General features: G+C 68.3%; 23 protein-coding genes. 14 read left to right on the forward strand and 9 right to left on the reverse strand.

Going from position 1 to position 26,469, the window contains the following annotated elements:
* Window positions 1-211 (forward strand): FlhC family transcriptional regulator (locus tag PSQ40_RS21075; protein ID WP_273953871.1); only part of this gene is annotated, 211 nt, incomplete at its 5' end.
* Between the two features lie 394 nt (window positions 212-605).
* Here PSQ40_RS21075 and PSQ40_RS21080 read toward each other — a convergent pair.
* The 3 genes from PSQ40_RS21080 to PSQ40_RS21090 all read right to left on the reverse strand — a co-directional run bounded on the left by PSQ40_RS21080 (window position 606) and on the right by PSQ40_RS21090 (window position 2,469).
* Window positions 606-1,142, reverse strand: a complete 537-nt coding sequence (locus PSQ40_RS21080) for a FlgO family outer membrane protein (protein WP_273953872.1) — start codon at window positions 1,140-1,142, stop codon at window positions 606-608.
* A complete protein-coding gene (locus tag PSQ40_RS21085) occupies window positions 1,139-1,852 on the reverse strand; it encodes a hypothetical protein (protein WP_273953874.1) in 714 nt (237 codons plus the stop codon). Before PSQ40_RS21085 ends, PSQ40_RS21080 begins: the two co-directional genes overlap by 4 nt.
* Before the next feature lie 107 nt (window positions 1,853-1,959).
* Complete coding sequence (locus tag PSQ40_RS21090) at window positions 1,960-2,469, reverse strand: Lrp/AsnC family transcriptional regulator (protein ID WP_273953875.1); 510 nt, start codon at window positions 2,467-2,469, stop codon at window positions 1,960-1,962.
* Between the two features lie 204 nt (window positions 2,470-2,673).
* On the opposite strand from PSQ40_RS21090, the gene PSQ40_RS21095 reads away from it, so the two are divergent.
* Both PSQ40_RS21095 and PSQ40_RS21100 read left to right on the forward strand, forming a co-directional pair.
* Window positions 2,674-3,690: a 1-aminocyclopropane-1-carboxylate deaminase gene (locus PSQ40_RS21095; RefSeq protein ID WP_273953876.1), complete on the forward strand. Its 1,017-nt coding sequence runs from the start codon at window positions 2,674-2,676 to the stop codon at window positions 3,688-3,690.
* Window positions 3,691-3,910: 220 nt separating this feature from the next.
* Complete coding sequence (locus PSQ40_RS21100; protein WP_273953877.1) at window positions 3,911-4,885, forward strand: Bug family tripartite tricarboxylate transporter substrate binding protein; 975 nt, start codon at window positions 3,911-3,913, stop codon at window positions 4,883-4,885.
* A gap of 124 nt (window positions 4,886-5,009) precedes the next feature.
* Here PSQ40_RS21100 and yccS read toward each other — a convergent pair whose 3' ends face one another.
* A complete protein-coding gene (yccS, locus tag PSQ40_RS21105; RefSeq protein WP_273953878.1) occupies window positions 5,010-7,403 on the reverse strand; it encodes a YccS family putative transporter in 2,394 nt (797 codons plus the stop codon).
* Between the two features lie 88 nt (window positions 7,404-7,491).
* Window positions 7,492-10,314 (reverse strand): phosphoenolpyruvate carboxylase, encoded by a 2,823-nt coding sequence (gene ppc, locus PSQ40_RS21110; protein ID WP_273953879.1) that lies wholly within the window; start codon window positions 10,312-10,314, stop codon window positions 7,492-7,494.
* 125 nt (window positions 10,315-10,439) lie between these two features.
* On the opposite strand from ppc, the gene hemC reads away from it, so the two are divergent.
* From hemC to PSQ40_RS21145, 7 genes are all read left to right on the forward strand, one after another.
* Window positions 10,440-11,375 carry a hydroxymethylbilane synthase gene (hemC, locus tag PSQ40_RS21115; RefSeq protein ID WP_273953880.1) on the forward strand — a complete coding sequence of 312 codons (936 nt, stop codon included), beginning with the start codon at window positions 10,440-10,442 and terminating at the stop codon, window positions 11,373-11,375.
* 74 nt (window positions 11,376-11,449) lie between these two features.
* On the forward strand, window positions 11,450-12,334 hold the full coding sequence (locus PSQ40_RS21120; RefSeq protein WP_273953881.1) for a uroporphyrinogen-III synthase: 885 nt from the start codon (window positions 11,450-11,452) through the stop codon (window positions 12,332-12,334).
* The gene (locus PSQ40_RS21125; protein ID WP_273953882.1) at window positions 12,331-13,470 is read left to right on the forward strand and encodes a uroporphyrinogen-III C-methyltransferase; all 1,140 of its coding nucleotides are present in this window, start codon (window positions 12,331-12,333) and stop codon (window positions 13,468-13,470) included. Before PSQ40_RS21120 ends, PSQ40_RS21125 begins: the two co-directional genes overlap by 4 nt.
* Window positions 13,471-13,483: 13 nt before the next feature.
* Window positions 13,484-14,764 (forward strand): heme biosynthesis protein HemY, encoded by a 1,281-nt coding sequence (locus PSQ40_RS21130; RefSeq protein WP_273953883.1) that lies wholly within the window; start codon window positions 13,484-13,486, stop codon window positions 14,762-14,764.
* A 168-nt stretch (window positions 14,765-14,932) separates the two neighbouring features.
* Window positions 14,933-15,508: a cytochrome b gene (locus PSQ40_RS21135; protein WP_273953884.1), complete on the forward strand. Its 576-nt coding sequence runs from the start codon at window positions 14,933-14,935 to the stop codon at window positions 15,506-15,508.
* An 81-nt stretch (window positions 15,509-15,589) separates the two neighbouring features.
* Window positions 15,590-16,168, forward strand: coding sequence for a YceI family protein (locus PSQ40_RS21140; protein ID WP_273953885.1), 579 nt, complete (start codon window positions 15,590-15,592; stop codon window positions 16,166-16,168).
* A gap of 74 nt (window positions 16,169-16,242) precedes the next feature.
* Window positions 16,243-16,818: a YceI family protein gene (locus PSQ40_RS21145; protein WP_273953886.1), complete on the forward strand. Its 576-nt coding sequence runs from the start codon at window positions 16,243-16,245 to the stop codon at window positions 16,816-16,818.
* 167 nt (window positions 16,819-16,985) lie between these two features.
* On the opposite strand, the gene pdxR is transcribed toward PSQ40_RS21145, so the two are convergent.
* Complete coding sequence (gene pdxR / locus PSQ40_RS21150) at window positions 16,986-18,569, reverse strand: MocR-like pyridoxine biosynthesis transcription factor PdxR (protein ID WP_273953917.1); 1,584 nt, start codon at window positions 18,567-18,569, stop codon at window positions 16,986-16,988.
* 87 nt (window positions 18,570-18,656) lie between these two features.
* On the opposite strand from pdxR, the gene PSQ40_RS21155 reads away from it, so the two are divergent.
* A complete protein-coding gene (locus PSQ40_RS21155; protein ID WP_273953887.1) occupies window positions 18,657-19,280 on the forward strand; it encodes an FMN-binding negative transcriptional regulator in 624 nt (207 codons plus the stop codon).
* 55 nt (window positions 19,281-19,335) lie between these two features.
* Here the strand turns inward: PSQ40_RS21155 and PSQ40_RS21160 are convergent, their stop codons facing one another.
* A complete protein-coding gene (locus PSQ40_RS21160; protein WP_273953888.1) occupies window positions 19,336-20,430 on the reverse strand; it encodes an adenylate/guanylate cyclase domain-containing protein in 1,095 nt (364 codons plus the stop codon).
* A 283-nt stretch (window positions 20,431-20,713) separates the two neighbouring features.
* Here PSQ40_RS21160 and PSQ40_RS21165 point away from each other — a divergent pair, with 283 nt between their 5' ends.
* The 3 genes from PSQ40_RS21165 (at window position 20,714) to galU (ending at window position 25,359) form a co-directional block, all read left to right on the forward strand.
* Complete coding sequence (locus PSQ40_RS21165) at window positions 20,714-21,364, forward strand: VOC family protein (RefSeq protein WP_273953889.1); 651 nt, start codon at window positions 20,714-20,716, stop codon at window positions 21,362-21,364.
* 145 nt (window positions 21,365-21,509) lie between these two features.
* A complete protein-coding gene (locus PSQ40_RS21170; RefSeq protein ID WP_273953891.1) occupies window positions 21,510-24,467 on the forward strand; it encodes a valine--tRNA ligase in 2,958 nt (985 codons plus the stop codon).
* A 1-nt stretch (window position 24,468) separates the two neighbouring features.
* Window positions 24,469-25,359, forward strand: a complete 891-nt coding sequence (gene galU, locus PSQ40_RS21175; RefSeq protein ID WP_273953892.1) for a UTP--glucose-1-phosphate uridylyltransferase GalU — start codon at window positions 24,469-24,471, stop codon at window positions 25,357-25,359.
* Window positions 25,360-25,508: 149 nt separating this feature from the next.
* On the opposite strand, the gene PSQ40_RS21180 is transcribed toward galU, so the two are convergent.
* Together PSQ40_RS21180 and PSQ40_RS21185 are read right to left on the reverse strand one after the other, a co-directional pair.
* Window positions 25,509-25,736 (reverse strand): sulfurtransferase TusA family protein, encoded by a 228-nt coding sequence (locus tag PSQ40_RS21180; protein ID WP_273953893.1) that lies wholly within the window; start codon window positions 25,734-25,736, stop codon window positions 25,509-25,511.
* A 71-nt stretch (window positions 25,737-25,807) separates the two neighbouring features.
* Complete coding sequence (locus PSQ40_RS21185) at window positions 25,808-26,341, reverse strand: NUDIX domain-containing protein (protein ID WP_273953894.1); 534 nt, start codon at window positions 26,339-26,341, stop codon at window positions 25,808-25,810.
* Between the last annotated feature and the right edge of the window lie 128 nt (window positions 26,342-26,469).

Raw genomic sequence — 26,469 nt, forward strand, 5'->3', positions numbered from 1 at the left:
CGACATCGAACCCCTGCTGTCCTTCACCCGCGCCTGGCGCCTGGTCAAGTTCGTCGACGCCGACATGCTCACCATGACCGCCTGCTCCAAGTGCGGCGGCAAGTTCGTCACCGAACCCTATGAGAACGCCCGCCACTTCCTGTGCGGCCTGTGCAACCCGCCCGCCCGCGCCGGCAAGAGCAAGGCCAGCGGTGCATTGATGGTTCACTGAACCGGCCTGCGGCCCGCGCCGCCCCCAAGTGGGACGCGCTGACGACCCAGCCCACAGCCCCGGACGCGAGCGCGTGCCGGGGCTCTTTTTTTGTGGCTGATCAGGAGATGGGCATGACAGGCGCGGCGAGCGCGCTCGGCGCTAGGCACCCTGAACCGCAGCCAACCCCCTTGAGACGTCGTTGCCTCGCCGGGTGGCACCGCCGGGACCGCCTGCGGCTTCCCGCCTCGTCTCCCGCGCCCCTCTTCGATGGATTGGGTCGCGTCAGCGGCACTTGGCACTTGGCACTTGGCACTTGGCGCAGGGCCGCCGGCCGGCCCAGGGCCCGACAACCATGCGCACATGGGGCGCCCCGGACGCACCGGACGCACCGCTCGCTTCGGCGCGCGCCGGGTCAGCGCAACAGGCCTTTGAGGTTGGTGTCCAGGGGCATCGCGTAGTCGTGGGCCGACAGCACCACATTGCCCTCGGGCAGCACCAGCTTGACGCTGAGGTAGAGCATCTTGCTCGACTGCGTGTAGGTGCCCACGATCACCGCCTGCGCCTCCTGGTTCTGGCTGATCTCGCGCACCTCGCGCGACAGCAGCAAAGCCCCCTGCGACTGCTTCATGAACAGGCTCTCGCGCAGCTTCAGTTCCTTGACCAGGTAGCCGCGCTGGGCCAGTCGGCTGCCCACCAGCTCGGAGAACAAGCGCCCCAGGCGCGACGATTCGGTCAACACCTCGAGGTTGACAAAGGTTGCCACCAGCAAGGGCAGCTTGCGATCCAGCATCAGGCCTTCGAGCAGCGCATCGGCGGCACGGTAGTTGGCGTCGATCACATCGGTACGCACATCGGGGTCCACGGGCGGCGTGGACGAACACGCGAGCAAACCGACCGGCGCAGCCCCCAGCAGGGCCCATTGCAGGCATTGACGGCGTGCGCGGTTCATTGGCCCACCACCTTCCAGTTGCGCGTGGGGGGGGCGGCCGGCGGCGTGACTGGGGGCAGGTCAGGCACCGGCAGGTAGAGGCGGGTGTCGTCGCGCTCGATGTAGTAGACGTCCGCGGTGCGCGCCAGGAAGGTGTCCTCGCGCTCCAGCGACGTGGTGATCAGCACCTCGCTGCGGGTGGGCCCACCCGCAGCCGGGCCATCCGCCGCCAGGCGCCCCAGATCGGCCAGCGCCGCCAGCCCCAGGGCGCTGCCCACGTAGCTGGTGGTGCTGTGGGCGTAGTTGTAGAGGTCGCGGGTCACCGACACCCCCGCTGACAGGGTCACCAGCGGCAAGGGGTTGCTGTTGCCCACCTCGCTGCCGTGTTCGATCAGCTGGGTCTCAAAGCGCAACACCAGCGGGCCGGGCTGACGCGACACGATGGCGCCATGGTTGACCAGACGGGTCAACAGCAGCTCGCGAAAGCTCTGGTTGAACGAGCCCGACGGGGCCTGCACCAAGTACACCGGCGGCAGCGCCATCGGGTAGCTGCGAATCTTGTCGGCCACGCGCTTGGCCACGTCGTCCGCCAGCACGTCCCAGTGGTGCACCGAGCGGGCTTTCTTCTGGCTGCTGACCGGGTAGTTGTCGGCGCGCGGCACATCGAGGGTGCTGCAGCCGCCCAGCAGAGCGCCACCCAGCAGGAGCGGGATCCAACAGGCTTGGTTCATGCGTGCGCACCTTTCCACGAAATACATCGCCCTGATGCTACTGCGCGGCCCGGGCGACCATCGCCCGAACAAAGGGCCGTTCGCGGCCTTGTTCGCTCGCCCAGGCCTCACAAAGGCAATTGGGTGGTGGACAGCACCTGCTTGAGCCCCATGAACGAGCGGATCTGCCGCACCCCAGGCAGGTACAGCAATTGCTCGGCATGCAACTGGTTGAAGCTCTCGCTGTCGCGGGTGCGCACCAACATGAAGTAGTCGAATTCGCCGGTCACCACATGGCACTCCATGCACCCCGAAATGCGCGCTGCGGCCTTTTCGAAGGCCGCAAAGGAATCGGGCGTCGAGCGGTCCAGCACCACGCCGATCAGCACCACCATGCCCGCGCCCAGGGCCTTGGGGTCGAGCAAGGCCACGGTGCGCTGGATCAGCCCTGCCTGGCGCAGGCGCTCAACCCGGCGCAGGCAGGCCGGGGGGCTCAGGTGGACCTGCGCGGCCAGCGCCACATTGGACAGCGAGGCGTCTTTTTGCAGCAGCTTGAGCAGGGCCCGGTCGGTGCGGTCCAGCTCGTTGACAGGGCGCTCCGATTCGCCCGATTCATCACGAACTTTTGTTGCGCACATTCAAATCTCCAAACATTCAAAACCCATACAAATTAATTTATGAAGAATTAGAACTCATTTTTTGATCGAATTTCGCAACCCTGTTAACACAACATTTTCATAGGATTGTCACACCAGCAGCCCAGACAAGCCCCCTGTGAACCCCGGTTCCCCGGTGCCACCGATGGCCTGGCCCTTGACCCTTACCACCTGCCCCTGACGACCATGAACCTGCAGAAATTTCCCCGCCACGCGCTGACCTTCGGCCCGACCCCCATCCAGCCCCTGCCGCGCCTGAGCGCCCACCTGGGCGGCAAGGTTCAGCTCTACGCCAAGCGCGAAGACTGCAACAGCGGCCTGGCCTTCGGCGGCAACAAGACCCGCAAGCTCGAGTACCTGATCCCCGAAGCCCTGGCCGGTGGCTACGACACCCTGGTGTCGATCGGTGGCATCCAGTCCAACCAGACCCGCCAGGTGGCGGCCGTTGCGGCCCACCTGGGCCTCAAGTGCGTGCTGGTGCAAGAGAACTGGGTCAATTACTCCGACGCCGTGTACGACCGCGTCGGCAACATCGAGATGTCGCGCATCATGGGCGCCGATGTGCGCCTGGACGCCGCCGGCTTTGACATTGGCATCCGTCCCTCCTGGGAACAGGCCATGGAAGACGTGCGCCAAGCCGGTGGCAAGCCCTACCCGATCCCCGCGGGCTGCTCCGAGCACCCCTACGGCGGCTTGGGCTTTGTGGGCTTTGCCGAAGAAGTGCGCGCCCAGGAGGCCGAGTTGGGCTTCAAGTTCGACTACATCGTGGTCTGCTCGGTGACCGGCAGCACCCAGGCCGGCATGGTGGTGGGCTTTGCCGCCGACGGCCGCGCGCGCCAGGTGATCGGCATCGACGCCTCGGCCAAGCCGGAGCAGACCCACGCGCAGATCCTGCGCATCGCCCAGAACACCGCGAAGTTGGTGGAACTGGGTCAGGAGATCACTGCCGAGGACGTGGTGCTCGACACCCGCTACGGGGGCCCCGAGTACGGCCTGCCCAGCGAAGGCACGCTCGAAGCCATCCGCCTGTGCGCACGCCAGGAGGCCATGCTGACCGACCCGGTCTACGAAGGCAAGTCCATGCACGGGATGATCGACATGGTGCGCAACGGCGAGTTCCCCGAAGGCTCGCGCGTGCTCTACGCCCACCTGGGCGGCGTGCCGGCCCTCAACGCCTACAGCTTCCTGTTCCGCAACGGCTGATCCCACAGCCTGCTCAAAGTCGCCCTCGGGTTGGGCGAGACATTGAGCAGGCGATCAGCCCAAGGGCCCGCAGAGGCCCTGTCCACTGGGGGCGTGGCTTGCCCAGGCCACACCCACCACAAAGGAGACCGACTCACCCCCGCAGCCAGGCCGCGCGCCCCGCGCGTGGGCCGGCGTCAACGCCGCCCCAGAGCGGCTTTTCTCTGATGTGGAGCTAACCATGACTCTGAGCAAACGCCATTTCGTGCAAGCCCTGGCCGCCTCGATGCTGCCTTGGCAGGCCGCCCGGGCCAACGCCTACCCGAGCAAGCCCGTGCAGTTGGTGATCCCCTTCCCGCCCGGCGGTGCCACCGACGTGGTCGGGCGCCTGCTGGCCAAAAAGCTGGGGCCCCGCCTGGGGCAGCCCATCGTGATCGAGAACAAAAGCGGTGCCGGTACCGTGGTGGGTGCCACCGCCGTGGCCAATGCCGCCCCCGACGGCTACACTCTGCTGTTGAGCTCGGGCTCCACCTTCACCCTCAACCCGGCGCTCAACCCGAAACTGACCTACGACCCGGTGCGCAGCTTCGAGCCCATCGGCGGTGTGGCCCGGGTGCCCCTGATCCTGCTGGCCCACCCCAGCGTGCCGGTGCAGAACCTCAAGCAACTGGTCAGTGCCGTGCGCCAGGCCCCCGACAAATACGTGTACGGTTCGTTCGGCACCGGCACCACCTCGCATTTCGCGGCCGAGCTGATGTGGCAGTCGCTGGGCATCAAGATGCTGCATGTGCCCTACAAGGGCAGCGCCCCGGCCATGAGCGACCTGATGGGCGGGCAGATCCCTTTCACCGTGGACACGGTGGCCGCGGCCCTGCCGCAACTGAAAGCCGGGCGCATCAAGGCGCTGGCCGTCACCGGCCCGAAACGATCGCCGCTGCTGCCCGAGGTGCCCACCGTGGCCGAGTCCAGCAGCCCCGACTTTGCCTTTGACTCCTGGCTGGCCCTGATGGCCCCGCGCGGCCTGCCCGCGGACGCCCGCAACCGCCTGCAAACCGCCCTGGCCGAGGCGCTGGCTGACCCCGAATTGCGGGACCAGCTGAACAACGCCGGGGTGCAAAAGGAATGGGCCTCGGCCCAGGCCATTGCCAACCTGATCGACGACGAACTCCCCCGCATGCGCGCCGTTGCCGTGCGCGCCAACATCCGCGCCGAGTAAGCCAGGCCGCCCCGGCATCCGGCCCGCGCGGCCTGCGCCGGGGCCCTTGTCAGGTGCGGCCGCCTCAACCAGCGCCTCAACCAGCACGTCAACGAACGCACCAACCAGCGCGTCAACAGGTGCTTCAGCGACCTCGCACCGCGCTGCCGCCGGGCCGCACCCGCAGCGCCTGGGCATGCTCCGCCAGGGTGGGCAGCAAACGCAAGGCCAGGGACAACTGTGAACTGAGCACCTGGCTGGCCGCCTGGGCCTGCGCCGTGGGGGCCGGGTCGGAGGCCGACTCGCGGTCGGCCATGCCAGCCATGGCGGCCCCACCGGCCTCACCCGCCGAGGCCGATGCAGATGCCGCCGCGGCCAAGGCCTGCAACAAAGGCGCCAGCGCGGGGTCGGGCTGGGGCGGCCACGGGCCCTGCCCCTCCAGGGCCCGTGCGATCTGGTCCAGCGACTGCAGGATCCAGGCCACGGCCTGCTCCGGGGCGCCGTGGAACGAGGCCGCATGCCCTTTGTGGCGGTGGGCGCCCAGGGCCGACAGGTAGTTCAGCAAGGTGTGGCACTGCACCAGCAGGCGCATGCCCGCCTTGCCATGGCGGCGCAGGTAGGCAGGCTCGACAAACACCTCGGTCATCGCGTTGGACAGCGCGGCATCGGCGTTGTGGGCATTGCGCCGCGCCAGCCGGTAGGCCAGGTGGTCCTGCTTGCCCGACTGGTACTGGGCACTGATCTCACGCAGGTAGTCAGCCTGGCTGCGCAGCGCCCGCGCGGCCAGGCGTGGCAGCTGGCGCGACTGCCAGCTGGGCAGCACCAGCCACACCGACAGGCCCGCGATCAGGCTGCCGATCAAGGTGTCCACCAGGCGCGGCACGATCAGGTCAAAGCCATTGCCCACCTGGTTGAAGGCCAGCAACACCAGCGCCGTGATGGCCGCCGACGCCACGGTGTAGCGGATCTGCCGGGTGGCCACAAACACCACGCCGGCCACCACCGTGAACGCCGACTGCAACAGCACGCCCGGAAACAGCGTCAGCAAGGCCCAGCCCACCACCAGGCCGAGCACGGTGCCCGTGACCCGCTCGGCCAGACGGCGCAGCGTGTCACCGTAGTACGGGCGGCAAACAAAGACGATGGTCAGCAGGATCCAAAAGCCGTGCTCGTCGCCCGTCCACTCCATCCAGGCAAAGCCGGCCACCAGGGCCACCGCCAGGCGCAGGCCATGGCGCAGCAGGGGCGAGGCCCAGCGGGCCTGGCTGCGCACCCGGTCCCAGGCATCGGCCAGGTCGCGGGGGTTGCGGTCGAGCAGCCGCGTGTCGGTCGGTGACTGCGGGCTGCCCGCGGGGTTCAGCGCGCCGGCCAGCACCTGCCCCATGCCCGCCAGGTTGGCGGCCAGCGAACGCAGCGTGCGCAGCGGGTCACTGAGTTCGGCGCCATCCCCCGCCAGCCCCACCTCGGCCGAATCGGCCTGCGCCAGCGCCGCCACCCGCGACCAGGGCTGGGCCTCAAGGCGGGCGATGGCGCCCTCGAGGTCCTCCAGCGCACGCGGCAACTCGGGGCCGGGTTCGGCGGGCTTGGCCTCGCGCAGGTGCTGCGCCAGCCCCAGGCAGGCCTGGCCCACCAGGCCCAGCACCCGCTGGCAGCGGTACAGCACATCGCTGTGAAAAAACACCTGGGACAGGCGCTCGTAGTGCGCGTGCGAGGAACTGGCCCGCTCATGCAGGTCCTGCGCCACCAGGTACTGGGCAAAGGCCTGGCGCAGCCAGACCGGTCCGTCCTGGGCACCGGCCCCCGGGGGCTGGCGGCTGAACAGGCTTTCCTTGGTTTCGTTCAAGGCCTGCACCACGCGGCCGTTCTGCAAGGCCAGACCAATGCGGCGGCGCTCGAGGTCCACGCCCCGCACGGGCTCAAACAGGCGCGCCTTCAGGCGCAGGTACTCGCCCAGTGCCTCGTACAGCGCCGACAGGTTCTGCCGCACCTGCAGCCGCGGGAACAGCGCCGCCCACAGCACCGAGATCAAGCCATACCAGGCCGCCCCCGCGAGCAGCAGCAAGGACCCACTGACATGGTCGCCCACCTCGGGCTGACCGTCCGCCGCGGCCTGCGCCGACAGCGCGGCGTACAGGCCCAGGATCAGCGTGGCCGAGGAGATGGCCCGGTACCGCTCGCCCAGGGCCCCCAGCAAGGCCAGGCCCACGGCGGCCAGCGCCAGCACCAGCATCAGGCCCACCGGGTGGGTCAGCGTGAGCTGCACCGCGAGCGCCATGCCCGTGAAGCACAACAGGGTGGTCAGCTGGGCGCGCAGGCGCCCGCGCCAGCTGTCATCGGTTTCGGCCAGCGCGCTGGCATTGACGCCCAGCACCAGCGGGATCACCAGCGCCGCGTCGTCTTGCCACCAGGCCAGGCCCATGACACAGGCCAGCGCGATCAGCGGGCGCACCCCCCGCAGCAAAAAGTGGTGCTGCCAGTGCGAGGGCCACGCCGACGTCCAGCCCTTTTGCCAACCCCATTGCCACACCGGCCCGACCATGATTCATCACCTTCCACGAGATCCCAAAAACAGAACAGGCCGCGAGGCCTGTTCTGTTTCTTTGCAAGTTATGCGCCAGTATCGCCGCTCAGCCGGTGTTGCGCAGGCCCGCGGCAATGCCGTTGATGGAAATGTGGATCCCGGTCTGCACACGCTCGTCGCCGCCCCCCGCGCGGTAGCGCCGCACCAGCTCGACCTGCAGGTGGTGCAGCGGGTCGATGTAAGGGAAACGGTGGCGAATCGATCGCGCCAGCGCCTCGTTGTGCGCGAGGCGCTGCTTGTCGCCGGTGATCAGGGTCAGCGCCTCGGCCGTGCGGTGCCATTCGCTCTCGATCGCCGCGAAAATCTTCTTGCGCAGGCGGCTGTCACTGACCAGCTCGGCGTAGCGCGAAGCCAGCGCCAGGTCGCTCTTGGCCAGCACCATGTCCATGTTGGACAACAGGGTGCGGAAGAATGGCCACTGGCGGTACATCTTCTGCAGCAGGGCCAGGGCCTCCTTGCGGCCGTCCTTGCCGGCGGGCGCGGGGCGGGCCAGGAAACCCTCCACCGCCGAACCAAAGCCATACCAGCCCGGCAGGGTCAGGCGGCACTGGCCCCAGCTGAAGCCCCAGGGGATGGCGCGCAGGTCTTCGATGCGCTGGCTGGCCTTGCGCGAGGCCGGACGCGAGCCGATGTTGAGCTCGGCGATCTCGCGGATCGGGGTCGAGCCAAAGAAGTAATCGGTGAAGCCCGGGGTCTCGTACACCAGGGCCCGGTAAGCCCCCATGCTGGCCTGCGACAGCTCGGCCGCGGCCTGGTGGAAGGCCTTGGTGGCGGGCTTGGTCGGCTGCAGCAAAGTGGCCTCCAGGGTGGCCGCGACCAGGGTTTCGAGGTTGCGCCGACCGATCTCGGGGTTGGCGTACTTGGAGCCAATCACCTCGCCCTGTTCGGTCAGGCGGATCTGCCCGCGCACCGTGCCGGGCGGCTGCGCCAGGATGGCCTGGTAGCTCGGGCCGCCGCCACGCCCCACCGTGCCGCCGCGGCCGTGGAACATGCGCAGCTGGATGCCATGGCTGCCCGACAGCTCTTCAAACAGGTCGACCAGCGCGATCTCGGCGCGGTACAGCTCCCAGTTGCTGGTGAAGATGCCGCCGTCCTTGTTGCTGTCCGAGTAGCCCAGCATGATGTCTTGCTCGGCGCCACTGCGCTGCACCAGCTCGGCCATGCCGGGCAGCGCGTAGAACTCGCGCATGATGGGCGCGGCATTGCGCAGGTCGTCGATGGTCTCGAACAGCGGCACCACGATCAGGTCGCTGACCGCGCCCGTGCCGGGCTCGCCCGACGGGTCCTGCAACAGGCCGCGCAGCAGGCCAACCTCTTTTTGCAACAGTTGCACTTCGAGCAGGTCGCTGACGGTTTCGGTGTGGCTGATGATGTAGTGGCGGATGGCCTCGTGGCCATAGCGCTCGCGCAGGCGGCGGGCGGCCTCAAAGATGGCCAGCTCGCCCTGGGTGTGGGCCGAGTACTGGGCTCCCATCACGCGCAGCGGGCGCGCGTCGTTGAGCAGCTTGACCAGCAAGGCGCGCTTGGCGGCTTCCTCAAGGCGGCTGTAATCGGGTTCGATGCGCGCCGTGGCCAGCAACTCGGCCACCACTTCTTCGTGCTTGTCCGAGCTCTGGCGCAGGTCGACCGTGGCCAGGTGGAAGCCAAACACCTCGACCGCGCGGATCAGCGGGTGCAAACGGCCATTGACCAGCGACTCGCCGTGGTGGGCGCGCAGCGAGGCCTCGATGACGCGCAGGTCCGCCAGGAAAGCCGCCGCGTTGACATAGGCGTTCTGCGGCGCCACGGCGTGGCGGGCGGCCTCGCCCCCGGTCAGCTCGCGCAGGCTGGCGGCCAGTCGCGCATAAATGCCGGTCAGGGCACGGCGGTAGGGCTCGTCGAGGCGGTGTTCGTTGCTGTCGGGCGAGCTGTTGGCCAGCGCCTGCATCTCGGGCGTGACGCCGACCAGGCGCGCCGACATCGACAGTTCGCCGCCCAGGTAGTGCACCTCGGTCAGGTAGTGGCGCAAGGCCACTTCGGCCTGGCGCTTGAGTGCGTACTCCAGCGTGGCGGCGCTGACATTGGGGTTGCCGTCGCGGTCGCCGCCAATCCACTGACCCATGCGGAAAAAGCTGGCCACCGGGTGGTTGCCCAGTTCGCGCTCGAGGTCGGCGTAGAGCTTGGGGATCTCGCGCAGGAAGGTGGCTTCGTAGTAGCTCAGCGCGTTTTCAATTTCATCGGCCACGGTGAGCTTGGAGAAGCGCAACAGGCGCGTGTGCCACAGCTGCATCACCCGGGCGCGCAGCAGGGCCTCGTTGGCGGCCAGCTCGCGCGGGGTCAGCGCGTCCTTGGAGGTGTTGTAGAGCTGGGCCCGCACCTTGATGTCGTCGCGCGCGGTCAGCAACTGGGCGATGTCGCGCTCGGCGTCCAGGATGCTCTTGCGCTGCACTTCGGTCGGGTGCGCGGTGAGCACCGGCGACACATAGCTCTGCGCCAGCGTCTGCGAGATGGTCTTGGGCGCGATGCCGGCCCAGCGCAGGCGCGCCAGGGCGACTTCGATGCTGCCCTCCTGGGTGTCGCCCGCGCGCTCGTGCACGGCGCGCCGGCGGATGTGGTGGCGGTCCTCGGCCAGATTGGCCAGGTGACTGAAGTAGGTGAAGGCGCGGATCACGCTCACGGTCTGGTCGCCGCTGAGCGACTTGAGCAGCTTCTTGAGCGCACGGTCGGCGTCCTGGTCGGCGTCGCGCCGGAAGGCCACCGACAGCTTGCGCACCTGTTCGACCAGCTCATAGGCCTCGACGCCTTCCTGCTCCCGAATCACGTCCCCCAGAATGCGCCCCAACAGGCGGATGTCGTCAATCAGGGGCTGGTCCTTGTCGGAACGTTTCATGCGTCGGTCTCCATGGGTGTAGCGGGCGCTCAATGGCGGGCCACGCCGGGGCTCGGGCGGGGCTGGCGTGGTGCGGGGCATGCTAGCATCCAAGGCCCCTCCAAGATTACAAAAAGGTTACGACCTTGAGCAAGCCAGCCTTCCCCATTGTGATAGCCACCCGAGAGAGCCGACTGGCCTTGTGGCAAGCAGAACATGTGAAGGCGCGACTGCAAGCGCTGGGCCACCCGGTGACCCTGCTGGGCATGACCACCAAGGGCGACCAGATCCTGGACCGCTCGCTGTCCAAGGTCGGCGGCAAGGGCCTGTTCGTCAAAGAACTTGAAGTGGCACTCGAAGAATGCCGTGCTGACATCGCCGTGCACTCGCTCAAAGACGTGCCCATGGACCTGCCCGAAGGCTTTGAACTCGCCTGCGTGATGGAACGCGAAGACCCGCGCGACGCCTTTGTCTCGCCGCAGTACGCCACGCTGCAGGACCTGCCCGAGGGCGCCGTGGTCGGCACCTCCAGCCTGCGCCGCACCGTGCTGCTGCGCGCACTGCGCCCCGACCTGCGCATCGAGCCGCTGCGGGGCAACCTGGACACCCGCCTCAAGAAGCTCGACGACGGCCACTACGCCGGCATCGTGCTGGCCGCAGCGGGTCTCAAACGCCTGGGCCTGGGCGCCCGCATCCGCCACGAATTCGCCCCCGACAGCATGCTGCCCGCCGCGGGCCAAGGGGCTCTGGGCATCGAGATCCGCAGTGGCCGACCTGAACTGCGCGCCGCGCTGGCACCGCTGGCCGACACCACCAGCTGGCTCACCGTGACCGCCGAGCGCGCGGTCAGCCGTGCCATGGGGGGCAGCTGCTCGATGCCGCTGGCCGCCCACGGCCAATGGCAGGGCGAGGAGCTGGTGCTGCGGGCCGCCTGGGGCGAACCCGACAGCGCCTCGACGGCCCTGATCCGCGCCAGCAGCCGCCGACCCGTGACCGACCTCGCCAGCGCGGCCGACCTGGGCGACGAAGTCGCCGAGCTGCTGCTGGCCGCCGGTGCCCGCCGCGCCACGCCCAACGCCTGAGCGGCGGTGCGCCGGTCGCCGCCACGCACGTTGCAGCCCCAGCCGACCCGGCCCCGAATCCCCGGCCCCCGCCCATGACCGCCCCCCCCGCGCCCCGCGCCCGGCCCCGTGTGCTCGTCACGCGGCCCGAGCCCGAGGCCAGCGCCTGGGCGCGCGCCCTGCTTGAGCGGGGCCTGGACGCGGTCGCCCTGCCGCTGATCGAGATCGCCGCGCCGCGCCAGCCTGCGGCCCAAGGCTGCGCCGGCGCCCCAGCCAATGCCCTCACCAATGTCCCTGCCAACGTCCCCGCTGGCGCGCCCCTGAGCGCCCCGGTGCGCGCGCTGATGTTTGTCAGCGGCAACGCGGTGCAGCATTACTTCCAGTCGACGCCCGGCGCGCTGGCCGCGCTGGCCGAGCGCCGTTGCTGGGCCCCCGGACCGGGCACGGCGCGGGCCCTGCGGGCCGCCGGCGTGCCCGAACACCTGATCGACACCCCCAACGCCGAGGCACGCCAGTTCGACTCGGAGCACCTGTGGCAACAGGTCCAGCACCAGGTCCAGCCCGGCGACCAGGTGCTGATCGTGCGCGGTGTGGATGCCCCGGCCGAGGCCGATAGCCCGCTGCCCGCCGAGCGCGCAGGCAGCGGCTCGGGCCGTGAATGGTTGAGCCAGCGCGTGCGCGAGGCCGGTGGCCAGGTGGCCCACCAGGTGGTCTATGAACGCCGCCCGCCGGCCGCAGACCCCGCCCGGCAAGCGCTGGCACGGGCCGCGGCCAGCGATGGCAGCTGGTGGTTGTTCAGCAGCTCCGAGGCGGTGCGCAACCTGCAGGCCTGGCTGCCCGGACAACGCTGGGGGTCGGCCCGGGCCCTGGTCACCCACCCGCGCATTGGCGAGGCCGCCACGGCCGCCGGATTTGCCCAGGTGCAAGCCACCCGTCCGACACTGGAAGACGTGGCGGCGTCGATAGAATCCACAGCATGAGTTCCGAGCCCTCGATCGCCCCTTCGCCCAGCCCCGCCCCCGAGGCCGCTGCCAGCCCCGCGCCGACCGTGCCCCCCGCCGGCAGCGCGACGCCCCAGCGCCTGGGTCAGCCGCTGACCTGGGCCGCCCTGGCTGTGGCCGGTGTCGCCTTGCTGGCCAGCGTGTCGCTGTGGCAACGCCTGGGCCACCTGCAAGAGCAACTGGCCCGCCAAAGCGCAGACAGCGGCAGCCAGGCGGTCGAAGCGCGCACCCTGGCACGCCAGGCCCAAGAACTGGCACGCGACGCCACCGCCCGCGTCACGCTCAACGAAACCCGGCTCAGCGAAGTTGCCCTGCAGCGCACCCAGCTCGAGGAGCTGATGCAAAGCCTGTCGCGCTCGCGCGACGAAAACCTGGTGGTGGACATCGAGTCCGCCCTGCGCCTGGCCCAACAGCAAGCCCAGCTGACCGGCAGCGTCGAGCCGCTGCTGGCGGCCCTCAAGACCGCTGAACAGCGCATCGCGCGTGCTGCCCAACCGCGCTTGGCGCCGCTGCAACGGGCGATCCAGCACGACACCGACCGCATCAAGACCGCCAGCGTCACCGACACGCCCGGCCTGCTGTCCCGCCTGGACGAACTGGCCCGCCTGGTGGACGAGCTGCCGGTGCTCAACGCCGTGGCCCAGGTGCCGGGCAACCGCCCCCTGTCCGCGCCGCCCGCCCCGGGCGCCGCCGCGGGTGCGGCCAAGCCCGCCGGCACCGGGGCTGCCAGTGCGGCCCAGGACTGGTGGGAAAACGCGCTCTACAAGGGCTGGGGCCTGGTGCGCGACGAGCTGCGCAACCTGGTGCGGGTCAGCCGCATCGACCAGCCCGAGGCCGCACTGCTGGCCCCCGAACAAAGCTTTTTCCTGCGCGAGAACCTCAAGCTCAAGCTGCTGAATGCGCGCCTGGGCGTGCTGGCCCGGCAGACCGAGTCGGCCCGCGCCGACCTGGCCGCGGCGTCGGTGCTGATCAACAAGTACTTTGACCCCGCCTCGCGCCGCACCCAGGTGGCCGCCACCTTGCTGCAGCAGCTGCAGGGCCAGTTGCGCGCGGTCGAGTTGCCGCGCCTCGATGAAACCCTGACCGCGCTGGCCACCGCCGCCGCGGGCCGCTGAGGAGGCCCGCCCCATGCGCGCAGCCCTTTGGTTCCTGGCCCTGTTCGGCGTGGCCGTCGCGGTGGCCCTGTTCGCCGGCAACAACCAGGGCACGGTGACCGTGTTCTGGCCGCCCTACCGCGTTGACCTGTCGCTCAACATGGTGCTGCTCCTGCTGGTGGGCAGTTTTGTTGTCCTGCACGCGGCCCTGCAAGCCCTGGCCGCCTTGTTCGAGATGCCGCAACAGGCCCGCCGTTGGCGCCTGCAACAGAAAGAACGCGCCATGTATGGCGCCCTGCTCGACGGCCTGACCCACCTGTTGTCGGGCCGCTTTGTGCGCGCCAGCAAGGCCGCCGAAGCGGCACTGGCCCAAGAGCAATCGCTGCAAGGCACGGCCCAATACAACGGCCCCGGCACCCAGCTGCGCACCCTGGCCCACCTGGTGGCCGCCGATGGCGCGCATGCGCTGCAAGACCGCAGCCGCCGTGACGAGCACCTGGTGCAAGCCCTGGCCGAGACCGCGACGCGCCAGAACGCCCAGTCGGCCGAGCTGCACGAAGGCGCGCTGCTGCGCAGCGCGCGCTGGACCCTCGACGACCGCGACGCCACGGGCGCACTGGCCCGACTCGAGGAACTGCCCCACGGCGCGGCCCGCCGCACCATCGCGCTGCGCACCCGACTCAAAGCCGCCCGGCTGGCCGGACAGAACCGCGAAGCCCTGGAAACCGCCCGCCTGCTGGCGAAGCACCGCGCCTTCTCGGCCAGCGCGGCGCAAAGCATCGTGCGCGGCCTGGCCACCGACCTGCTCAACGGCGCCCACGACCCGACCCAACTGCAACAAGTCTGGCAAGACCTGGATGCACAAGAGCGCCAAATGCCCGAACTGGCCCTGCACGCCGCGCAGCGCCTGACGCGCCTGGGTGGCGACGACGGCCTTGCCCGGGCCTGGCTGCTGCCGGTGTGGGAGCGCATGGTGAGCCTGCCCGATGCGCTGCCCGAGCACCTGCAACAGCGCCTGATCGAGGCCTTGGAGTCCAGCATGGAATCCCTGGACGCGAACTGGCTGGCCCGCATCGAAACCGCCCACAAGGCCAACCCACGCCACGCAGGACTGCAGTACCTGGCGGGGATGGCCTGCCTGAAGCGCCAGCTGTGGGGCAAATCGCAGCAGCTGCTGACCCAAGCCACCCACCACCTCGAAGCCGGCGTGTTGCGCCGCAACGCCTGGCGCGCCCTGGCCCTGCTGGCCGAGCAGCGCGACGACGCCGACGCCGCGGCCCAGGCCTGGAAACTGGCCGCCCTGAGCGGCCCCTGACGCGGACCGCCCCCTGCCCGCGGGCGCTCCATCAATTCAATTTTTTTGAATCGAAGCGTCAATCAAGCTGAAACCCCGGCCCGGGGCGGTTTTCTACACTGAGCGCAGTTCAGGAACTTGTTGCACATCAACGAGTCCCACTCCGAAAATGTAAACAACAGGTTCTCCATGACTGCCAGCGTTTCAAATTCGCTCCAACCTGCCGCCCGCTACAGCGGTGTGGCCATGCTCCTGCACTGGGTGCTGGGCCTGGCCTTGATCGGCTTGTTCTGCGTCGGTCTCTACATGACCGAGCTGCCCTTCTCCCCCCAACGCCTGAAGCTCTACAACTGGCACAAATGGGCTGGCATCACGCTGCTGGCACTGTCGGTGCTGCGTTTGCTGTGGCGCCTGACGCACCGCCCGCCGGCCCTGCCCCACGCGGTGGAAGACGCCATGCCCGCCTGGCAACGTGCGGCCCACCATGGCACCCACCACCTCTTGTATGGGCTGTTCTTTGCCGTGCCCTTGCTGGGCTGGGCCTACAGCTCGGCTGCCGGCTTCCCGATCGTGCTGTTTGGCCAGTTCCCGCTGCCGGACTTCATTGGTGCCGACAAGGCCCTGGCCGAGTTGATCAAACCCTGGCACGCGGCCAGCGCCTGGGCCCTGGCGGCCCTGGCCGGTCTGCACATTGCGGCCGCGCTGAAGCACCAGATCATCGACCGCGACGGCCTCATCAGCCGCATGCTGCCAGGCCGCGGCTGACGCCGTGCCCACTGGCCCATCCCACCCTTTCTTGACCTTTTCATTCACGCGGCCTGCTGAGGCCGCCACAGGAGTCTTGTCATGACCTTGATCCCCTTGCGCACTGCCGCAACCGTTGCCTTGTTGGGCTTTGGCCTGCTGGGCCAAGCCGCCCACGCCGACCAGAAGCTGGTGCCGGCGCAAAGCGAAATCGTGTTCGTCAGCAAGCAGATGGGTGTGCCCGTCGAAGGCCGCTTCAAGAAGTTCGACGCCCAGATCGCGTTCGACCCGGCCAAGCCGGAAGCCGCCAAGATCGCCATGACGGTGGACATCGCCAGCGCCACGCTGGGCGTGCCGGAGAGCGACGCCGAACTGCCCAAGGCCCCCTGGTTCAACACCGCCAAGTTTCCGCAAGCCACTTTCCAGTCGACCTCGGCCAAGGGCCTGGGCGGCGGCAAGTTTGAGATCGCGGGCAAGCTGACCATCAAGGGCAACGCACAGGACGTGCGCTTCCCGATCACGTTGACCCAAAGTGGCGCCAACACGGTGGCCACCGGCGTGCTGCCGATCAAGCGCCTGGCCTTCAAGATTGGTGAAGGCGAATGGGCCGACACCGGCATGGTCGCCGACGACGTGCAAGTCAAGTTCAAGTTCGCCCTGAGCGGCGTGGGCAAGTTCTGAGCCCCCACCCGCCCCGAGTGATCGGTTTCGTTTTTTTCCCCTGCTGTTCTTTGTCCTCAACTGGAGTTTCAACCATGCGTTCTACCCTCATCGCTCTGGCCGCTTTGGCCGCCCTGTCTTCTGGCGTGGCCCAAGCCGAACCCGCGACCTATGCGATCGACCCGACCCACACCTTTGCCAACTTCGAAATCAGCCACTTTGGCGCCGCCATGAACCGGGGCCGTTTCGACAAGAAGGAAGGCTCGGTGCAGCTGGACAAGGCCGCCAAGACCGGCAAGGTGGAAATCACTTTCGAAACCGCTTCGATCAACACCGGCACCCCGGGCTTTGACAAGCACCTGCAAAGCGCTGACCTGTTCAACGCGGCCCAGTTCCCGACCTTCAAGTTCGTCAGCGACAAGTTCACCTTCAACGGCGACAAAGTCACCGAAGTGGCTGGCACGCTGACCCTGCTGGGCAAGACCAACCCCGTCACCCTGAAGGCCAACCAGTTCAACTGCTACCAAAGCCCGATGCTCAAGCGCGAAGTCTGCGGCGGCGACTTCGAAGCCACCATCGACCGCACCCAATGGGGCATGAACTACGGCGTGGACTGGGGTTTCGCCAAGAACGTGCTGCTGCGCCTGCAAGTCGAAGCCGTCAAGCAGTAAGGGTCAGCCCACGGGCGGACGCCCACCGGTGGCCCAGCCGCCGGTAGGCCCCACAGCCCCACCGGCCCCATAGCCCTTGTGCCTCCCCCGGAAGGCACAAGGGCTTTTTTCATGCACGCCGGAGCCACCACCGGGCGCGCACCTCACCCAGGCGACAAACTGCGGCCTCAGACCACCGCCCCCCTGGCACCGCCACGCGCACGCAACAAGGCCCCGAGGCGGCGCACGCCCTCCTCGATCTGCGCCACCGTGAGGCTGGCGTAGCCCAGGATGAAGCCTGCCGGCCGGTGGGTGGCACCCGCCCCCTCCAACCCCGAGGCATACAGCGGCGACACCGGGTACAGCCCCACGCCCACGGCGCGCGCGGCCGCGGCCAGGCCCGGCTCGTCGGCGGCCCGCCAGAGCGGCAGCCACAGCACCAGGTGCAGGCCCGCCGCCGCGCCCGTCACCTCAGCACTTTGGGGCAACTCGCGTGCCAGCGCCGCCAGCAAGGCGGCACGGCGGCGCTCGTTGTCGCGCCGCACGCGCCGCACATGCCGCTCGTAAGCCCCGCTGTCGATCAGCGTGGCGAGCACCCGCTGCGCCTCCACCGGGGCATGCCGGTCACTCAGGCGCTTGGCCTGCCGGAACACCGGCACCAGCGCCGCAGGCAGCACCAGGTAACCCAGGCGCAGCTGCGGCGACAAGGCCTTGGAGAAGGTGCCGACATAGATCACCCGGCCGTCGGGGTCCATCGACTGCAGCGCATCCATGGGGCGCTGCCCGTAGCGAAACTCGCCGTCGTAGTCGTCCTCCACCACCCAGGCCTGCTGCCGTTGGGCCCAGTCGAGCACGGCCTGGCGGCGGGTGACCGGCAACACCCCCCCGAGGGGGAACTGGTGCGAGGGCGTGACGTAGAGCAGCCGCACCGGGCGGCCCTGCGGCAGCTGCGCGGGGTCCAGGCCCTGCGCATCGACCGGCACCGCGGTCCCGTGCGCCCCCGTGGCCTCAAAACAGCGCCGCGCCATCAGGTAGCCGGGGTCTTCAAAGGCAAAGCGGTCACCAGCCTGCAGCAGCAGGCGCGCGCACAGGTCAATGCCTTGCTGCGAGCCCTGGACCAACAGCATCTGCTCCGCATCGCAGACCAGACCCCGCGCCCGGCGCAGGTAGCCCTGCAAAGCGCGCCGCAGGGCCGGGTCCCCCTCGGGCGCCGCGTAAGACAGGCGCGCGGGTGGCTGCAGCGCCGCGAGCTTGCTGGCCCGCCGCCAGGCCAGCACCGGGAAGTCCTGCGGCGCCAGCGCCCCGTACAGAAAGTCGAAAGGCAAAGGCTCGCTTGCGGGCAGGGACGACAGGGCCATGGCCTGCACCCGGCGCCCCCAGTCGGACAGGCGAGGCCCACTGGGCCCAGGCCCCGCCGCCATGGGGGTGATCCCGGGCACCGCCATCCCGGCGGGCGGGGCCGCACCAGCCGCCCTGGGAACAGCGGCCTCGGTGCGCCGGGCGCCCGCCGCCACCGACAGGCTGGCCACACGCGCCACGCGCCCCGCCGACGTGTGCAGGTAGCCCTCGGCCGCGAGCTGCTCGTACACCGCCGTGACCGTGGTGCGCGACACCCCCCATTCCGCGGCCAGCGCCCGGGTCGATGGCGCACGCGCCCCGGCAGGCAGCCCGCCGTCCGTGATCTGGCTGCGCAACAGCTCGTACAGCCGTCGACCCGGTCCGGTGGGGGCCGGTGCGGCGGGTGCAGGGTTGGGGTGCTCGAACTGGCCCATCAAAACTCTCAAAAACTGGCTCTTCTGATGGTACCGGTTGGCGGCGACAGTGGAGGCCCAGCCCCTCTCACCCACCCCAGCGAACCGATGTACATCCCCGCCCACTTTGCCGAACCCCGCCTCGACGAACTGCACCGCGTGATGCGCGAGCACCCCCTGGGCCTGCTGGTCACCCATGGCGGGGCTGGCCTTGACGTCAACCCGCTGCCATTCGCCTTCGACCCCCACACCGGGCCCCAGGGCACCTTGCGCGCCCATGTGGCGCGGGCCAACCCGCTGTGGCAAGAGGCCGTCGAGGGGCAGGCGGTGATGGTGGTGTTCCGCGGTGCCGAGGCCTATGTGTCGCCCAGCTGGTACCCGAGCAAGCACGAAACCCACCGCCAGGTCCCGACCTGGAACTACGAGGTGGTGCAGGCCCATGGCACGCTGGCGGTGCGCGACGACGAACGCTTTGTGCGTGGCCTGGTGGCCACCCTGACACGCCAGCACGAAGCCCCCGAGCCCCAACCCTGGAAGATGGGCGACTCGGCGCCTGAGTTCATCGATGGCCTGCTGAAGCACATTGTGGGCATCGAGATCATCCTGACCTCTCTGGTCGGCAAGTTCAAGCTGAGTCAGAACAAGGAGGCCCGCGACCGGCTGGGTGCGGTGCAGGCCCTTGAGGCGCGGCAGCAGCCCGCACTGGCCCAGGCCATGCGCCGCACGCTCTGAGCTGGTGACCGGGTGACCGGGCAGCCACCGGGCCCGCACCGGCACCGCGCGCGACTCAGGCGCCGCGCGCCACCAGCATCTGCACAAAGGTCTGCAAGCGGGCACTGGTGTCGACCGCGATGGCGGTGAACTCCAGGCCGGCCCGCCAGCGACCCTGGTGGGGGCGGCACTTGACCACCTTGGCATAGACATCGGAGGCCCGGAAGTCGAGCAGGCGCAGGCCGAACTCCAGCTTGAGCTCAGCGAAGGGTTCGAGCGGCTGGTCCAGCTCCAGTTGCAGGCCGTGGTAGCCGATGTCCAGGATGGTGGCCGAGATGACCCGCGGCACCACCACCTTGTCCTGCAACTCGTGCAGCATGCACGACAGGTTCACCTCAACCCGGTGGCTGCGGCGCCCCTCGGTGCGCGGCACGCGCAGGCCCCGCGAGGGGATGGCCACCACCTCGCGCACCCGCACCGGTTCGCTCTTGCCTTTGACATGCACCTCCATGGGGCCCGAGGTGTCGACCAGGTGCTGACAGCGCTCGAAGGTGTGTTCGCTGATCAACACCTGCCCGCGCAGGCTGAAGGACTCGATGCGCGAGGCCAGGTTCACCTCGTCGCCAATCACCGTGTACTGCGAATAGGCGGCCGACCCAAAGCGCCCCGCGATCACCTGCCCGGTGTTGATGCCGATGCCCATGTACAGCTCGGGCAGACCCAGGTGGCGGTCTTCTTGGTTGAGGCGCTCCATCGCCTGCTGCATCTCGACGGCACAGACCAGCGCGCGGTCGACGTCATCGGGACGCCCTTCGGGGGCGCCAAACAGCACCATCACCGAGTCCCCCATGAACTTGTCGATGGTGCCACCGTGGCGCAGGATCACCTCGCAAATGGCCCCCAGGCAGCGGTTCAGCAAGGCAATGATGACGCCCGCGGGTTGCGTGGCGGTGAGCGCCGTGAAGCCGCGCAAATCGGCCAGCAGCACCGTGACCTCGCGCTGCGCCACCGCCGGCGCGCCCACCCCCGACACCAGGTGCCCCGTCAGGGCCAGCAATTCGTTCAGGGCCGAGGGCGACAAGGCCTGCCCGGTTTCGCGCAAGAGCAAGGCCTGCAGGCGCTGGTCCAGGTCAGCGGGTGCAGATGGGAACGGGGGGTTCAAAGGGGTCATGCCGGGTTCTGGGGCGTCGGATGCATCTGGAGTCGATCGAGACACACGGGTCTCGCGGTTTCATTTTGCCCATTATCGGAGCCCCGGGGCCCCGCCTGCAAACCCCTGCCGGCCGCAGGCGCTGCCGGGCCACAAGGAGCGGAACCAGCGTCCTGCTCTCGGCCCCCGCAGACACGCCCTTGGCACCCCCGCGCAATTACGATAAAGTAAACAAATTACGAATAGTTAAATCAACAAACCCACACCGCCTCGCCCAGGCCCCTTTTTCGGAGACACCGACACCATGGCCACGCCCTCCCCCCAAGCGACCCAAGCCCCCCACCCGACCCGCCTGCCGAACCTGCCCGCCCCGGCCCCCATCCAGCAGCTGCACCACTACGCCTACAAAGCACGTGACGCCGAGGAAACGCGCCACTTCTACGAAGACATCCTGGGCCTGCCGCTCTACCACATCATCCAAAGCGACTACGTGCCCAGCACGGGCGAGTACTGCCCTTACACACACTTCTTCTTTCGCTTGCAGGACGGCTCGTTCATCGCCTTCTTCGACCTCGGCGACGACGTCAAGCCCGAGCCCTCGCCCAACACCCCGCTGTGGGTCAACCACATCGCGTTCCGGGTCAACACGGTGCAGGAGCTCGAGAACACCAAGGCCCGCCTGCAAGCCCATGGCGTCGAGGTGCTGGGCGTGACCGACCACCACATCTTCAAGAGCATCTACTTCTTCGACCCCAACGGCATCCGCCTCGAACTCAGCGCCCAACTGGCCAACGACGCCGACATGGCGCGTGAAAGCACCACCGCACACCAGCGCCTGCGCGAGTGGACCGCCCGCAAAGAACAATGGCGCCAGGAACGGGCCGCCGGCCAGTTGGCCGCCCCGCTGAAGCCTCAGCACAACGACCGCCCGGAGTACGGACCGGGCCCGACCTGAGGCGGAACGGCACCGCGCGGCATCGTCGGCCCCCGGCGCTTTCTAACGCCGCAGGCCGAAGCCCAGCCCGGGGCCGCTAAAATCGGCGCCATCCTGCAACAGTCACCAGACGGCACCTCAGGGTGCCGTTTTCATTTCCCAGCCCATGAGCAACACCCCGGACAACGCCGCGCCCCAGCCCGGCCTGAACAGCCTCTCCAAGTCGTTTGAACCTGCCGCCATCGAACAGCGCTGGGGCCCTCTGTGGGAGCAGCGCGGCTACGGCAAGGCCGGCGTGCGCGGCACGGGCGTGCCCGACGCGCAAGCGCCCTCCTTCGCCATTCAGCTGCCGCCGCCCAATGTGACCGGCACGCTGCACATGGGCCACGCCTTCAACCAGACCATCATGGACAGCCTCACGCGTTACCACCGCATGAAGGGCCACAACACGGTCTGGGTGCCCGGCACCGACCACGCCGGCATCGCCACGCAGATCGTGGTGGAGCGCCAGCTGCAAGAGCAAAAGCTCAGCCGCCACGACCTGGGCCGCAAGAACTTCGTCAGCAAGGTCTGGGAGTGGAAAGAAAAGTCCGGCAACACCATCACCACCCAGATGCGCCGCATGGGCGACAGCGTGGACTGGAGCCGTGAGTACTTCACCATGGACGACAAGCTGTCCAGCGTGGTGACCGAGACCTTTGTGCGCCTGTATGAGCAAGGCCTGATCTACCGCGGCAAGCGCCTGGTCAACTGGGACCCGGTGCTGATGTCGGCCGTGTCCGACCTGGAAGTCGAAAGCGAAGAAGAAGACGGCAGCCTGTGGCACATCGCCTACCCGCTGGCCGACGGCTCGGGCAGCCTGACCGTGGCCACCACCCGCCCCGAGACCCTGCTGGGCGACGTGGCCGTGATGGTGCACCCCGAGGACGAGCGCTACACCGCGCTGATCGGCAAGAAGGTCAAGCTGCCGTTGACCGACCGAGAGATCCCGGTGATTGCCGATGACTACGTGGACCGCGAGTTCGGCACCGGTGTGGTCAAGGTCACGCCCGCCCACGACCAGAACGACTACGCCGTGGGCCAACGCCACGGCCTGCCCATGATCTGCGTGCTGACGCTGGAAGCCAAGATCAACGACAACGCCCCCGCCAAATACCAGGGCCTGGACCGCTTCGTGGCGCGCAAGGCCGTGGTGGCCGACCTGGAAGCCGCTGGTGCCCTGGTTGAGGTGAAGAAGCACAAGCTGATGGTGCCGCGCTGCACCCGCACCGGCCAGGTGATCGAGCCCATGCTGACCGACCAATGGTTTGTCGCCATGAACAAGGCCCCCACGCTGCCCACGGCGTGTGGTTCGCAGCCCCCCGAGGGGGCTGGCACCGGGTCCGATCCGGCACTCGACACCCGCTCGATCGCCCAGAAGGCCATCGACGCCGTGGCCAGCGGCGAGGTCAAGTTCGTGCCCGAGAACTGGGTCAACACCTACAACCAGTGGATGAACAACATCCAGGACTGGTGCATCAGCCGCCAGCTGTGGTGGGGTCACCAGATCCCGGCCTGGTACGACGAAGACGGCAACGTGATCGTGGCCCGCAACGAAGCCGAAGCCCAGGCCAAGGCCCCGGGCAAGACCTTGCGCCGCGATGAAGACGTGCTCGACACCTGGTACTCGTCGGCACTGGTGCCCTTCAGCACCATGGGCTGGCCCCAGCAGACCGGCGCGGCCGAAGACGACTTCAACCTGTACCTGCCCAGCAGCGTGCTGGTCACAGGCTACGACATCATCTTCTTCTGGGTCGCCCGGATGATCATGATGACCACCCACTTCACGGGCCGTGTACCGTTCAAACACGTCTACATCCACGGTCTGGTGCGCGACGCGCAGGGCAAGAAGATGAGCAAGTCCGAGGGCAATGTGCTGGACCCGGTGGACCTGATCGACGGCATTTCGCTCGAGCCCCTGCTGGACAAGCGCACCACCGGCCTGCGCAAGCCCGAAACCGCCCCGCAGGTGCGCAAGAACACGCAAAGAGAGTTCCCCGAAGGCATTCCCGCCTACGGTGCCGACGCCCTGCGCTTCACCTTTGCGGCGCTGGCCTCGCTGGGCCGCAGCATCAACTTCGACAGCAAGCGCTGCGAGGGCTACCGCAACTTCTGCAACAAGCTCTGGAACGCCACCCGCTTCGTGCTGATGAACTGCGAAGGCCAGGACTGCGGCCTGATGGAACACACCAAGGCCGACTGCTCGGTGGGCGGCAAGGCCCATGGCTACATGCACTTCAGCCAGGCCGACCGCTGGATCAGCTCGGTGCTGCAGCAGGTCGAGGCAGACATCGCCAAGGGCTTCGAGGACTACCGCCTCGACAACGTGGCCAACCGCCTCTACGACTTCGTCTGGAACGAGTTCTGCGACTGGTACCTGGAGATCGCCAAGGTGCAGATCCAGACCGGCAACGAAGCCCAGCAGCGTGGTACCCGCCGCACTCTGATCCGCACGCTCGAAGCCATCCTGCGCCTGGCGCACCCGATCATCCCCTTCATCACCGAAGAGCTGTGGCAGACCGTGGCCCCGGTGGCCGGCCTGCCGGGTGAATCGATCAGCGTGGCCCGCTACCCCGAGGCCCAACCGGCCAAAATCGACCCCGAGGCCATCGCCTACGTGGCGCGCCTGAAGGACCTGGTGGACGCCTGCCGCAACCTGCGCGGCGAACTGGGCGTGTCGCCCGCCACCCGCCTGCCGCTGTTGGCCCTGGCCAACAACGCCGACGAAGCCACATTCCTGCAACAGTCGGCACAAATACTGCAAGCACTGGCCAAGCTCAGCGAAGTCAAGCTGTTCGACGACGAGGCCGCCTGGGCCACCGCCGCCCAAGCCGCCCCGGTGGCGGTGGTGGGCCAAGCCCGCGTGTGCCTGTTTGTCGAAATCGATGTCGCGGCTGAAAAAGCCCGCCTGAGCAAAGAGGCCGCTCGCCTGGAAGGTGAAATCGCGAAGGCGAACGGCAAACTGTCCAACGAGGCCTTTGTGGCCAAGGCCCCGCCGGCCGTGATCGAACAGGAGAAGAAGCGCGTGGCTGACTTCTCCACCAAGCTGGCCGGGATTCAAGATCAATTACGGAGGATGAGCTGAAATGAGTAAAACGATTCAAGCCGTGCGCAAGGCGGTGTTTCCGGTGGCGGGCCTCGGCACGCGTTTCCTGCCGGCCACCAAGGCCAGCCCGAAGGAAATGCTGCCGGTGGTCGACAAGCCCCTGATCCAGTACGCCGTCGAAGAGGCCCACGCGGCCGGCATCGAGCACATGATCTTTGTGACGGGCCGCAGCAAGCGCGCCATCGAAGACCACTTCGACACCGCCTACGAACTCGAAGCCGAGCTCGAAGCCGCACAGAAGCTCGAAATGCTGGCCCTGGTGCGTTCGCTGCAACCCGCGGGCATGTCCTTCTCCTACGTGCGCCAACCGCGTTCGCTGGGCCTGGGCCACGCCGTGCTGTGCGCGTCCCACCTGGTGGGCGACGAGCCCTTTGCCGTGCTGCTGGCCGACGACCTGATGGCCGCACCGCAAGGGGGCCAGGCCATCATGGCGCAGATGACCGAGCAGTTCTCCAAGCTCGGCGCCTCGATCCTGGCCGTGCAGGAAGTGCCCAAGGAACATGTGCGCCGCTACGGCATCGTGGTGGGCGAACCGGCCGGTGAGCGCACGCTCAAGGTCAGCCACATCGTCGAGAAGCCGATGCCTGAAGTGGCACCGTCGCGCATGGGCGTGGCAGGCCGCTACGTGCTGACCCCGGCCATCTTCGACATGCTGCGCACCCAGCCCAAGGGCGCGGGCGGCGAGATCCAGCTCACCGACGCGATTGCCCGCCTCATGGCCAGCGAGTCGGTCTACGCCTGGCAGTACGAAGGCAAGCGCTACGACTGCGGCAGCAAGGAAGGCTTCCTGGAAGCCACGGTGGAACTGGCCCTGCAACACCCCGAAGTGGGCGCGGGCTTCCGCAGCTACCTCAAGACCCTGAGCCTGTGAGGCGACAGCCCCTGCGCGCCGCGTGCGCGTGGGCGGCCCCATGAAAAAAGCCGTCCTCTCGGACGGCTTTTTAGTGCCCATGGTCGTGCACCACGGCGGGCCCACGCACAGGGCATCGGGCGGCCCCGCTTGCGCGGCGACCTCAGACCTCAGCGGCGGCGCAGCACATGGATGAAGTCGGTGCCGAGCGTTTCTTGCTCGACCAGCTCATTGCCGGTCTGCTTGGCAAAGGCCTGAAAATCGCGCAACGAACCCGGGTCGGTGGCCACCACCTTGAGCAACTGGCCGCTCATCATGTCCGTCAGGGCCTTCTTGGCCTTCAGGATGGGCAAGGGGCAGTTCAGGCCCCGGGTGTCGATTTCTTTTTGAATGTCCATCTGGATTTCCTCGCGTCTGCTGCGATTCTACGCAGGACGCCAGCCAACGCAGCGGCCCCTGCGGGCGCTGCTCAGTCCTCGCGCCGCGGAAATTCCATGAAGCGCGGCTCGATGCCACGGCCCCGCAGCCACTGGGCCAGCGCCAGGCCCGTGCCCGCCGGCCAGCACATCACGTCTTCGGGGTTCATCAACTTGTACTCCACCAGCTCGGGCGAGAGGCGAATGTCACCGTCGGCCACCGCGTGGTAGGTGATCAGCACCTGGTTCATGCGCTGAAAGGCATGCACCCCCACCAGGTTGAGCGACAGGGTGTCGAGGTTGGTTTCTTCTTTGATCTCGCGCGCGATGCCTTCTTCAGGCGATTCGCCGGCCTCCATGAAGCCGGTGATCAGCGCGAACATGCGCCCCGACCAAGCCGCATTGCGCGCCAGCAGCACCTGCCCACGGTACTCGATGATGGCAGCCAGCACCGGGGTCGGGTTGTTCCAGTGCGTCCACTGACAGACCAGGCAGCGCAGTCGGGTCTTCTCGCCCCCGTCTTCCATCTGAGTGGTCTCGGACAGCGCACTGGCGCACTGAGGACAAAAACGAAAATGGGCGCTCATGCTTGCACTCCTGGGGCAAGGGTTGGGGATTCAACAAAGACCGCCGTGTGCCCCAGCGGGGGCAGCGCGGTACACGCCACGCCCCCCTGCCCGGCCCGACACGCCAGCCCCTCTGCGGGGCCCGGCTC

The organism is Curvibacter cyanobacteriorum, from assembly GCF_028649475.1.
Taxonomy (GTDB): Bacteria; Pseudomonadota; Gammaproteobacteria; order Burkholderiales; family Burkholderiaceae_C; genus Curvibacter; species Curvibacter cyanobacteriorum.

Excerpts from the sequence above, each read along its gene's own strand:
- PSQ40_RS21080 (WP_273953872.1), bottom strand. The coding sequence starts at position 1,142 with ATGAACCGCGCACGCCGTCAATGCCTGCAATGGGCCCTGCTGGGGGCT.
- PSQ40_RS21085 (WP_273953874.1), bottom strand. The coding sequence starts at position 1,852 with ATGAACCAAGCCTGTTGGATCCCGCTCCTGCTGGGTGGCGCTCTGCTG.
- PSQ40_RS21090 (WP_273953875.1), bottom strand. The coding sequence starts at position 2,469 with ATGTGCGCAACAAAAGTTCGTGATGAATCGGGCGAATCGGAGCGCCCT.
- PSQ40_RS21095 (WP_273953876.1), top strand. The coding sequence starts at position 2,674 with ATGAACCTGCAGAAATTTCCCCGCCACGCGCTGACCTTCGGCCCGACC.
- PSQ40_RS21100 (WP_273953877.1), top strand. The coding sequence starts at position 3,911 with ATGACTCTGAGCAAACGCCATTTCGTGCAAGCCCTGGCCGCCTCGATG.
- yccS (WP_273953878.1), bottom strand. The coding sequence starts at position 7,403 with ATGGTCGGGCCGGTGTGGCAATGGGGTTGGCAAAAGGGCTGGACGTCG.
- ppc (WP_273953879.1), bottom strand. The coding sequence starts at position 10,314 with ATGAAACGTTCCGACAAGGACCAGCCCCTGATTGACGACATCCGCCTG.
- PSQ40_RS21120 (WP_273953881.1), top strand. The coding sequence starts at position 11,450 with ATGACCGCCCCCCCCGCGCCCCGCGCCCGGCCCCGTGTGCTCGTCACG.
- PSQ40_RS21125 (WP_273953882.1), top strand. The coding sequence starts at position 12,331 with ATGAGTTCCGAGCCCTCGATCGCCCCTTCGCCCAGCCCCGCCCCCGAG.
- PSQ40_RS21130 (WP_273953883.1), top strand. The coding sequence starts at position 13,484 with ATGCGCGCAGCCCTTTGGTTCCTGGCCCTGTTCGGCGTGGCCGTCGCG.
- PSQ40_RS21135 (WP_273953884.1), top strand. The coding sequence starts at position 14,933 with ATGACTGCCAGCGTTTCAAATTCGCTCCAACCTGCCGCCCGCTACAGC.
- PSQ40_RS21140 (WP_273953885.1), top strand. The coding sequence starts at position 15,590 with ATGACCTTGATCCCCTTGCGCACTGCCGCAACCGTTGCCTTGTTGGGC.
- PSQ40_RS21145 (WP_273953886.1), top strand. The coding sequence starts at position 16,243 with ATGCGTTCTACCCTCATCGCTCTGGCCGCTTTGGCCGCCCTGTCTTCT.
- pdxR (WP_273953917.1), bottom strand. The coding sequence starts at position 18,569 with ATGGGCCAGTTCGAGCACCCCAACCCTGCACCCGCCGCACCGGCCCCC.
- PSQ40_RS21155 (WP_273953887.1), top strand. The coding sequence starts at position 18,657 with ATGTACATCCCCGCCCACTTTGCCGAACCCCGCCTCGACGAACTGCAC.
- PSQ40_RS21160 (WP_273953888.1), bottom strand. The coding sequence starts at position 20,430 with ATGACCCCTTTGAACCCCCCGTTCCCATCTGCACCCGCTGACCTGGAC.
- PSQ40_RS21165 (WP_273953889.1), top strand. The coding sequence starts at position 20,714 with ATGGCCACGCCCTCCCCCCAAGCGACCCAAGCCCCCCACCCGACCCGC.
- PSQ40_RS21170 (WP_273953891.1), top strand. The coding sequence starts at position 21,510 with ATGAGCAACACCCCGGACAACGCCGCGCCCCAGCCCGGCCTGAACAGC.
- galU (WP_273953892.1), top strand. The coding sequence starts at position 24,469 with ATGAGTAAAACGATTCAAGCCGTGCGCAAGGCGGTGTTTCCGGTGGCG.
- PSQ40_RS21180 (WP_273953893.1), bottom strand. The coding sequence starts at position 25,736 with ATGGACATTCAAAAAGAAATCGACACCCGGGGCCTGAACTGCCCCTTG.
- PSQ40_RS21185 (WP_273953894.1), bottom strand. The coding sequence starts at position 26,341 with ATGAGCGCCCATTTTCGTTTTTGTCCTCAGTGCGCCAGTGCGCTGTCC.